At 70.7% G+C, this 9,286-nt stretch carries 8 protein-coding genes and 1 tRNA gene; 1 reads left to right on the top strand and 8 read right to left on the bottom strand.

Translation table 11 applies throughout. The annotated features are described in order from the left end of the window. From NCCP_RS12735 to argS, 6 genes are all read right to left on the bottom strand, one after another. On the bottom strand, positions 1-429 hold a 429-nt coding region (locus NCCP_RS12735; RefSeq protein ID WP_172627400.1), incomplete at its 3' end, for a Rho termination factor N-terminal domain-containing protein. A gap of 261 nt (positions 430-690) precedes the next feature. After that, on the bottom strand, positions 691-1,650 hold the full coding sequence (gene thrB, locus NCCP_RS12730; RefSeq protein WP_149957663.1) for a homoserine kinase: 960 nt from the start codon (positions 1,648-1,650) through the stop codon (positions 691-693). 21 nt (positions 1,651-1,671) lie between these two features. Then, complete coding sequence (gene thrC, locus NCCP_RS12725; RefSeq protein ID WP_149957662.1) at positions 1,672-2,772, bottom strand: threonine synthase; 1,101 nt, start codon at positions 2,770-2,772, stop codon at positions 1,672-1,674. Beyond that, positions 2,773-4,080: a homoserine dehydrogenase gene (locus NCCP_RS12720; protein ID WP_149957661.1), complete on the bottom strand. Its 1,308-nt coding sequence runs from the start codon at positions 4,078-4,080 to the stop codon at positions 2,773-2,775. A gap of 7 nt (positions 4,081-4,087) precedes the next feature. Then, positions 4,088-5,533: a diaminopimelate decarboxylase gene (gene lysA, locus NCCP_RS12715; RefSeq protein ID WP_149957660.1), complete on the bottom strand. Its 1,446-nt coding sequence runs from the start codon at positions 5,531-5,533 to the stop codon at positions 4,088-4,090. Between the two features lie 2 nt (positions 5,534-5,535). Then, a complete protein-coding gene (gene argS, locus NCCP_RS12710) occupies positions 5,536-7,176 on the bottom strand; it encodes an arginine--tRNA ligase (RefSeq protein ID WP_149957659.1) in 1,641 nt (546 codons plus the stop codon). 133 nt (positions 7,177-7,309) lie between these two features. Between argS and NCCP_RS12705 the strand changes: the two genes are divergently transcribed. Then, positions 7,310-7,385, top strand: a tRNA-Arg gene (locus tag NCCP_RS12705). A gap of 121 nt (positions 7,386-7,506) precedes the next feature. Here NCCP_RS12705 and NCCP_RS12700 read toward each other — a convergent pair. Continuing rightward, positions 7,507-8,298, bottom strand: a complete 792-nt coding sequence (locus NCCP_RS12700; RefSeq protein ID WP_149957658.1) for an ABC transporter ATP-binding protein — start codon at positions 8,296-8,298, stop codon at positions 7,507-7,509. A gap of 2 nt (positions 8,299-8,300) precedes the next feature. Next, positions 8,301-9,203: an ABC transporter permease gene (locus NCCP_RS12695; RefSeq protein ID WP_149957657.1), complete on the bottom strand. Its 903-nt coding sequence runs from the start codon at positions 9,201-9,203 to the stop codon at positions 8,301-8,303. Positions 9,204-9,286 lie beyond the last annotated feature (83 nt).

The following is a 9,286-nucleotide window of genomic DNA, read 5'->3' as shown; positions in this document are numbered from 1 at the left end:
CGCCGCCTCGACCAGGGCCGGAGCGGCCTCGGCGGCGGCGGTTGCGGCGGCGGCAATGCCGTTGCTGGTGGCGCGGCGGCTGCGGGTGCGGCGTGCGGGCGCGGCCTCCGCGGCCGGGGTCTCGGCCGGCTGGGCCTCCGCGGCCGGGGCTTCCTCGGCCTGGGCGGGTGCCTTCTGGGCGGCCCTGGCCCGTGCCGGGGCCTTGGCCTCCTTGGCGGCGGCTTCGCGGTCGGCGACGGAGCCTCCGCGCTGGTGGCTGGAAATCGCGGCGACCAGGTCGCCCTTGCGCATCCGCGAAGCGCCGGTGATCCCCAGCTGCGAGGCAAGCGCCTGCAGTTGGGCAAGCTTCAGGCCGGCCAGGCCCGAGCTCTTCGGCGCCTCTGCGGAAGTGGTGTCCACGCCTGCGGGCAGGCTGGTGGTTTCGGTCACGAAGGTTCCTTCCCCCTCGTCGGGCGGACCGTGTCGGAACGGACCGCAGTGTTGTTGTTCCGGTCGCAGCCTCAGATGCTGCGCCGGTTGCCGGCCCGGTGGCGTGGAGTGCCACCGCGGCCGTGCGGGCTTCAAACCGTGTTGGGGCTGCCGGCCGGAATGGTTCGGCGAACGGCCGGAGTGAAGGCGACCTGCGGCGCTTGAAGCGGTCCTCGGCAGGAAGTGCCTGCCCGATCCGGGCCGGCGAGGGCCCACCGGAAGCTACCGCTGGTGCACTTCCACTTTAGCACCCGCTGCGTCCACGCCCGGCATCCAGACACGCCAGCGTACAGCGGCGTCGTCCGCGTTCGAGGATTCAATCAGGTCCGCGGCCCGTTGGGCCTGGCCGGCGTCGGCCGCGAGCACCAGCACGGTGGGGCCGGCGCCGGAGACCACCGCGGCCATCCCCCCGGCGCGCAGGCGTGCGATCAGCGCCGCGCTCTGCGGCATCGCCTCGGCGCGGAACCCCTGGTGCAGGTGGTCGACCGTACCGTCGAACAGCAGGCCCGGCTCGCCGGTGAGCGCCCGCACCAGCAGCGCCACCCGGGCCCCGTTGGCGGCCGCGACGTCGTGCGGCACTGAGGCCGGCAGCAGCCCGCGTGCCCGGTGCGTGGACAGTTCCACGTCCGGAACCGCCACGACCGGGACGATGCCCGCGTCGATCGGGGCGCCCACGCTGCGGAACTCCGCACCGTCCTGCCAGGAGAGGGTCAGTCCTCCATAGATGGCCGGGGCGACATTGTCCGGATGCCCCTCCAGCAGGGCAGCGGCCTCGAAGAGGGCATCGGCGCCGCCTCCCAGCCCGGCCGGGAGCAGCGCATCGGCGGCGGCCAGCGCCGAGACGATGGCGGCCGCGGAGGAGCCGAGCCCGCGGCCGTGCGGGATCCGGTTCTCCGCCTCGATCTCCAGGCCCGCGGGCTCGAAACCCAGTTCCGCCCAGCGGCGCAGGATGGTGCGCGCCACCAGGTGGCTGGCATCGGTGGGCAGCGTGCCGGCCCCCTCGCCCGCGACAGACACGACGACCCCGTCGCCCGCGACGGTGCTCACCTTCAGGGTGTCGCGCAGTCCCAGCGCCAGCCCCAGGCAATCGAAACCGGGGCCGAGGTTCGCGCTCGTGGCGGGGACGGAGACCGTGATGGACTGGCCGGCGGCGACGCGCCGGACGGTGTTGCCTTCGGGCACTGCGATCCTTCCTGGCGCCGCTTAGGCGAGCCCGAGCGCGGACGCGACCGCGACGACGTCGAAGTCGACCTTGGTGGGCTGGATGTCGGTGCCGTCCTGGTTCCGCAGCGCCCACTGGGGGTCCTTGAGGCCGTGGCCGGTGACGGTGATGACGATCCGCTTGCCCGCCGGCACCTCGCCCCTGGCGTGGTACTTGAGCAGGCCGGCCACCCCTGCGGCGGAGGCGGGCTCGACGAAGACGCCCTCCTTGGAGGAGAGCCAGCGGTGGGCCGCGAGGATCTCCTCGTCGGTCACCGCATCGATCAGGCCGCCGGACTCGTCGCGGGCGGCGATCGCCTGGTCCCAGGAGGCCGGGTTGCCGATGCGGATGGCCGTGGCGATGGTGTCCGGTTCGGTGATCGGGTGTCCGGCCACCAGCGGGGCCGCGCCGGCCGCCTGGAAGCCCCACATGATGGGGGTCTTCGTGGCCACGGCAGGCAGTTCGCCCGCGGTGTTGGAGGCGTACGGGGCGGCGTACTCCTTGTAGCCCTTCCAGTAGGCGGTGATGTTGCCCGCGTTGCCCACCGGAAGCAGGTGGTAGTCCGGGGCGTCGCCCAGGAAGTCCACGACCTCGAAGGCGCCGGTCTTCTGGCCCTCGATACGGGCCGGGTTGACCGAGTTGACCAGGAACACCGGGTAGTTCTCGCTGAGCTTGCGGGCAACTTCGAGGCAGTTGTCGAAGTTGCCGTTGACCTGGAGAAGCTCGGCCCCGTGCGCGACCGCCTGGGACAGCTTGCCCATGGAGATCTTGCCGTCCGGCACCAGCACCGCGCACTTGATGCCGGCCTGCGTGGCGTAGGCGGCGGCGGAGGCGGAGGTGTTGCCGGTGGAGGCGCACACGACGGCCTGGGCCCCGGCCTCGACCGCGGCGGTGATCGCCATGGTCATGCCCCGGTCCTTGAAGGACCCGGTCGGGTTCATGCCCTCGACCTTCAGGTGGACCTCCGAACCGGTGAGCTTGGACAGTGCCGGGGCAAAGACCAGGGGGGTGCCTCCCTCGCCCAGCGTGATCACACGCGTGGACTCGGTGACGGGCAGGCGGTCGGCGTATTCGCGGATGACTCCGCGCCACTGGTGGGCCACTTAGTTTCCTTCAACTCGCAGGACAGAGGTTACGGCGGTGACGACATCGAGCTGCTCGATCTCGGCAACGGTGGCGGCAAGGGCCGCCTCGGGACCGCGGTGGGTTCCGATGCGCAGGGTCGCGGAGTCCCCCGAGCCGTCGGCCACCGGGTGGGTGGTCTGGCGCATGGTCTCGATGGAGACCCCGTGCGCGGCGAAGATCTGCGCGATGCGGGCGAGCACGCCCGGCTGGTCCTTGGCCTCGAGCCCGATGTAGTAGCTCGTGGTGGTCTGCGCGATCGGCAGCGCCGGGATGGTGACGTCGTGGCTGCGCGTGCGGCCGCGGCCGCCGATGACCAGGCGCCGGGCCAGGGCGACCGTGTCGCCCAGGACCGCGGAGGCGGTGGGGCGTCCGCCGGCGCCCTGGCCGTAGAACATCAGCTGGCCCGCGTTCTCGGCCTCGACGAACACGGCGTTGAACGCACCGTGGACGCTGGCCAGCGGGTGCAGGCGCGGGATCAGGGTCGGGTGCACGCGCACGCTGATCCCGTCGCTGCCGTCGGCGGCGGGAAGCCGCTCGGCGATCGCCAGCAGCTTGATGACGTATCCGGCCTCCTGGGCGGCGGCGACGTCGTCGGCGGTGATCGAGGTGATGCCCTCGCAGTGCACGTCGGCGGCGTCGACGGTGGTGTGGAAGGACAGCGCGGCGAGGATTGCGGCCTTCGCCGCGGCGTCGTGCCCGCCCACGTCGGCGGTCGGGTCGGCCTCCGCGTAGCCGAGGCGCTGGGCCTCGGCCAGCACGTCGCCGAACGCGGCGCCGGTGGTGTCCATCGCGTCCAGGATGAAGTTGGTGGTGCCGTTGACGATGCCCATCACCTTGGTGATGTGGTCCCCGGCGAGGCTCTCGGCGATCGGGCGCAGGATCGGGATCGCGCCGGCCACCGCGGCCTCGTAGGACAGCTGTACGCCGGCTTCCTCGGCCAGGGCGGACAGGTCGTGCCCCTGGGCGGCAAGCAGCGCCTTGTTGCCGGTCACCACCGCGGCCCCGTGGGCGATCGCGGAGCGGACCAGCGTACCGGCCGGCTCCAGGCCGCCCATCAGTTCGATCACGATGTCGGCGCTGGCGATGAGCGCCTCGGCGTCGGTGGTGAACAGTTCGCGCGGCAGGTCGGCCTCGCGCGGGGCGTCCGGGTTGCGCACGGCGATGCCGGCCAGCTTCAGGCGGGCACCGACGCGGGCGGCAAGGTCCTCGGCATCCTCGAGCAGGATCCGGGCCACCTGGGACCCGACGTTGCCGCAGCCGAGCAAGGCCACCTTGAGTGTCTTCACGAGTTGTCTACGCTCCCATGTCACGGGCCAAAAGGTCTTCTTCGGTTTCCCTGCGGATGATCAACCGGGCCTGGCCGTTGCGCACCGCGACAACCGCGGGCCGGCCCAGGTAGTTGTAGTTGCTGGCCAGGGCCCAGCAGTAGGCCCCGGTGGCGGGCACCGCGATCAGGTCGCCCGCAGCGACGTCCTCCGGCAGGTAAACGTCCCTGACGACTATGTCACCGCTTTCGCAGTGTTTTCCAACCACGCGGGAAACAATCGGCTCCGCATCCGTCACACGGGAGGCCAGGACCGCAGTGTAGTCCGCGTCGTACAGCACCGGACGCGCGTTGTCGCTCATGCCGCCGTCGACCGCGACGTAGCGGCGCTCGACGGTGCCGGTCTCGGTGTCCACCGCCACCGTCTTGCGCACCCCGGCCTCGTAGAGGGTGAACGTCGTCGGCCCGACGATGGCCCGCCCCGGCTCGATGGAGATCCGCGGCACGGCCAGGCCCAGCCGGGCGCAGGCCGAACGCACGACGGCGGCCATGGCCGCGGCCAGCTCAGCCGGTTCCCGGGGGGTGTCCTGCTCGGTGTAGGCGATGCCATAGCCGCCGCCGAGGTCCAGTTCGGGCAGCTCGACCCCGTGGGTGTCCCTGACCCCGGCCAGGAAGGCCAGCAGGCGCTCGGCGGCCAGCGCGAAGCCCTCCGGCTCGAAGATCTGCGAGCCAATGTGGCAGTGCAGGCCCAGCAGGTTGATCCCCGGGTGGCGCAGCGCGCGGGTGACGGCGACGGCCGCCGGGGACCCGCCCTCGGCGGTTCCCCCGGCCCCGGGAACGGTGTCCCCCTCGGCCATCGACAGGCCGAACTTCTGGTCCTCGTGGGCGGTGGCAATGAACTCGTGGGTGTGCGCGTGCACGCCCGGGGTCAGCCTGAGCATGACGTTGGCGGTGCGCCCCAGCCGGGTGGCCACGGCCCCGAGCCGCTCAAGCTCGTCAAGGCTGTCCACGATGATGCGTCCCAGCCCCATCTGGAGGGCGGTCTCCAGCTCCGCGACGGACTTGTTGTTCCCGTGCAGCCCCAGGTTCGCCGCGGGCACGCCGGCGCGGCGGGCGACGGCGAGCTCGCCACCGGAGGAGGTGTCCAGGCGCAGGCCCTCCTCGGTCACCCAGCGGGCCACCTCGATGGAGAGGAACGCCTTGCCGGCGTAATAGACGTCCACTCCCCCGCACAGGTCGGCGAAAGCGGCACCGTAGGCCTGCTTGAAGGCGCGGGCCCGGGCACGGAAATCGTCCTCGTCAAGCACGTACAGGGGGGTGCCGAAGCGCTCCTGGAGCGCGGACACCGGGATGCCCTGGACCTCGAGTTGGCCGTCGGCGCCGCGGGCGACGCCGGAGGCCCATTCGAGCGGGCGCAACGCGTTGGCGTCGGCGGGGTAGGACAGCCAGGCGGGGGCAAGTGGGGAGGCAGCCATGTCTACATCTTCTCCGGGGCGGTGACGCCGAGCAGGCCCAGGCCGTTGGCCAGGACTTGGCTGGTGGCGTCGTTGAGCCAAAGTCGGGTGCGGTTGACGTCCTCGACCGGTTCCCCGGACAGCGGGGAAACGCGGCAGGACTGGTACCAGCGATGGTAGGCGCCGGCAATCTGCTCCAGGTGGCGGGCGACGCGGTGCGGTTCGCGGAAGGACGCGGCCTGCGCCACCACGGACGGGAACTGGCCCAGGTAGGCGAGCAGTTCGTTCTCGGTTTCGTGGGTCAGCAGCGAACCGTCGAACACGGAGCGGTCCACTCCGGCAGCCTCGGCATTGCGGGCCGCGGCGCGGGACCGCGCGTGGGCGTACTGGACGTAGAACACCGGATTGTCGTTGGTGTTCTTCTTCAGCAGTTCGGGGTCGATCGCCATCGGCGAGTCCGCGGGGTAGCGGCCCAGCGAGTAGCGCAGCGCGTCCGCGCCCAGCCATTCGATGAGGTCGCGCAGTTCGATGATGTTGCCGGCGCGCTTGGACAGGCGGGCGCCGTTGACCGAGATCAGCTGGCCGATCAGGATCTCGATGTTCGCCTCCGGGTCGTCGCCGGCGGCGGCCGCGATGGCCTTGAGCCGGTTCACGTAGCCGTGGTGGTCCGCGCCCAGCAGGTAGATCTTCTCCGGGAAGCCGCGGTCCTTCTTCGAGAGGTAGTAGGCGGCGTCGGCGGCGAAGTAGGTCGGCTCGCCGTTGGCGCGGATGAGCACGCGGTCCTTGTCGTCGCCGAAGTCCGTGGTGCGCAGCCATACTGCGCCGTCGCGGTCCTCGATGTGCCCCTGCTCGCGCAGGCGCGCCACGGCGTCCTCCACCGCGCCGGCCGCGTGCAGGGACTGCTCGGAGAAGTAGGTGTCGAACTCCACACCGAAATCGGCGAGGGTGCGGCGGATGTCCGCCATCTGCTCCTCGTAGGCGAGCTGGCGGATGATCGGCAGCGCCGCCTCCTGGGGCAGGTCCCGGATGCCGGGGTGCGCGGCGGCGACGTGGCCGGCCAGGTCCTTGATGTACTCGCCCGGGTAGCCGCCCTCGGGCACGTCGAGCCCGTGCAGGCGGTTGTAGACGGACAGCGCGAAGATGTTCATCTGGTTGCCGGCGTCGTTGATGTAGTACTCGCGGGTGACGTCCGCGCCGCTGGCCTTCAGGACGCGGGCGATCGAGTCGCCCAGCGCGGCCCAGCGGGTGTGGCCGATGTGCAGCGGACCGGTCGGGTTGGCGGAGACGAACTCCATGTTGACCGTGTGCCCCGCAAGGGCGTCGTTGGTGCCGTAGGCCGCCCCGGCCTCGACGATCGCCCTGGCCAGGCCTCCTGCCGCTCCGGCGTCGAGGGTGATGTTCAGGAAGCCGGGGCCGGCGATGTCCACGGAGGCCACCTCCGGGACGGCCTCGAGCCGGCCCTTGAGCAGCTCGGCCAGGGCACGCGGGTTCATGCCGGCCTTCTTGCCCAGCTGCAGCGCGATGTTGGTGGCCCAGTCTCCGTGCTCCCGGCTCTTGGGCCGCTCCACCCGCACCTCGGCGGGGACCTCGACGGCGAGGTCGCCGGCGGCGACGGCCTCATTCAGGCAGGTGGCAATGGCTGAGGAGAGTTCTTCTGGAGTCACCAGACAAGGATACCCGCGCCGAACCCCCGTTTTTCCGCGGACCGCGACGCGCCGGGAAGCCGCATTTGCGGAAGGCGGGCCATGTGCTGATAAGCTCATCTACGTTCCCGGCCGGGACAGGCAGTCCCGGCTCGCCCTCGTAGCTCAGGGGATAGAGCGTCTGCCTCCGGAGCAGAAGGTCGAAGGTTCGAATCCTTTCGAGGGCACCAGCAAAGAACCCGGCCCCACGGTAGTGGGGCCGGGTTCTTTTGTGTCCCCTCCCGGACTTCGGGCGGGGACGCAACTGCCGGGGCCGCAGCCAGCGGGGCCCCGGCAGCCGGAGCCGTACAGCTACTGGAGCATGGTGCGGTCGTCGAGCTGCGCGCCCTTGATCTTCTCGAACTCGTGGAGCAGGTCCGCGACGGTCATCTGGGACTTCCGCTCCTGGTCCAGGTCCAGGATGATCCGGCCGTCGTGCATCATGACCAGGCGCGTCCCCAGCGTCAGCGCCTGCTCCATGTTGTGCGTGACCATGAGCGTGGTCAGGTGGTGGCGTTCGACGAGCTCGGCCGTCAGGCGGGACACCAGCGCCGCCCGCTGGGGGTCCAGCGCCGCGGTGTGCTCGTCCAGGAGCAGGATCTTCGGTCCGCTGAAGGTGGCCATGAGCAGGGACAGTGCCTGGCGCTGTCCGCCGGAGAGCAGGCCCACCTTGGCCTTGAGGCGCCGCTCCAGCCCCAGCTCGAGCGACTTGAGCTCCTCCGTGAAGCGCTCGCGCTTGGCGGCGGTCACGCCCAGGGCCAGGCCGCGGCGCTTGCCCCGCTCCAGCGCCATGGCCATGTTCTGCTCGATGCTCATCGTCGGCGCGGTGCCGGCCATCGGGTCCTGGAAGACGCGGCCGATGTACTTTGCGCGCTGGAAGTCGGCGAGCCTGGTGACGTCGGTCCCGTCGATGACCACGGAGCCGGTGTCCGGACGCAGCTTCCCGGACACCATGTTCAAAATGGTCGACTTGCCCGCGCCATTGGAGCCGATGACGGTCACGAACTCGCCGGGCGCCAGGTGCAGGTCGACGCCGCGCAGCGCCTTGCGCTCGTTGACCGTGCCGGGGAAGAACGTCTTAGTGATATTGCTGAGGTCCAACATGGCTAGGCCACCGTTTCCTTCTCGGCGGGGGCGGCCGGCTTCAGGCGGGCCGCCAGTTTCCTGAAGCCGCTCCACTGCGGCAGGACCAGGGCAACGACCACCAGGACCGCGGAGATCAGCTTCATGTCGTTGGGCTGCAGGCCGGCCTGCAGGGCCAGCTGGATGACCACGCGGTACAGCACGGAGCCGAGCACCACGGCCAGGGTGGCGATGAGGATCAGCCGGTGTCCGAAGATCGCCTGGCCGATGATGACCGAGGCCAGGCCCGCCACGATGATGCCGATGCCCATGCCGATGTCGGCAAAGCCCTGGTACTGGGCGATGAGTCCGCCGCACAGCGCCACCAGGCCGTTGGACAGCGCCAGGCCCAGGATCTTCTGGTTGTCGGTGCTGACGCCGAGGCTGCGGATCATCTCTTCATTATCGCCCGTCGCCTGCATGGCCAGGCCGGTGTCCGTGTGCAGGAACCAGTCCAGGAGGAACTTGATGGCCAGCGCCACCAGCAGGAACGTGGCCACGCTCAGCCCGGTGCCGAGCAGGCCGGCCTCCTTCAGCGGCGTGACCAGGGTTTCCTCGCGCAGCAGCGGCAGGTTCGCCTTGCCCATGATGCGCAGGTTGATCGAATAGAGGGCGATCATTGTCAGGATGCCGGCCAGCAATCCGTTGATCTTGCCCTTGGTGTGCAGCAGGCCGGTGACGATGCCCGCCGCCATGCCGGCGAAGAATGCCAGCAGGGTCGCCGCAATGGGGGGCATGCCGTTGATGATGCCGACGGCCGCGACGGCGGCTCCGGTGGTGAAGGAGCCGTCGACCGTGAGGTCGGGGAAGTCCAGGATGCGGAAGGTCAGATAGACCCCCAGCGCCATGATCGCGTAGATCAGGCCCAGTTCAACCGCGGTGATCATGGGTGGGAACCTTGGTTTCTCTCGTGAGGTGTGCCGGCGGCCGGCCGGGGTGCCGGCCGGCCGCCGGGGGGTGCGTGTGCGCC

This window comes from Zafaria cholistanensis (genome assembly GCF_008580665.1).
Taxonomy (GTDB): Bacteria; Actinomycetota; Actinomycetes; order Actinomycetales; family Micrococcaceae; genus Zafaria; species Zafaria cholistanensis.
This window is presented reverse-complemented; position numbering and strand designations above follow the sequence as displayed.

Excerpts from the sequence above, each read along its gene's own strand:
- lysA (WP_149957660.1), bottom strand. The coding sequence starts at position 5,533 with ATGGCTGCCTCCCCACTTGCCCCCGCCTGGCTGTCCTACCCCGCCGAC.
- NCCP_RS12700 (WP_149957658.1), bottom strand. The coding sequence starts at position 8,298 with ATGTTGGACCTCAGCAATATCACTAAGACGTTCTTCCCCGGCACGGTC.
- NCCP_RS12695 (WP_149957657.1), bottom strand. The coding sequence starts at position 9,203 with ATGATCACCGCGGTTGAACTGGGCCTGATCTACGCGATCATGGCGCTG.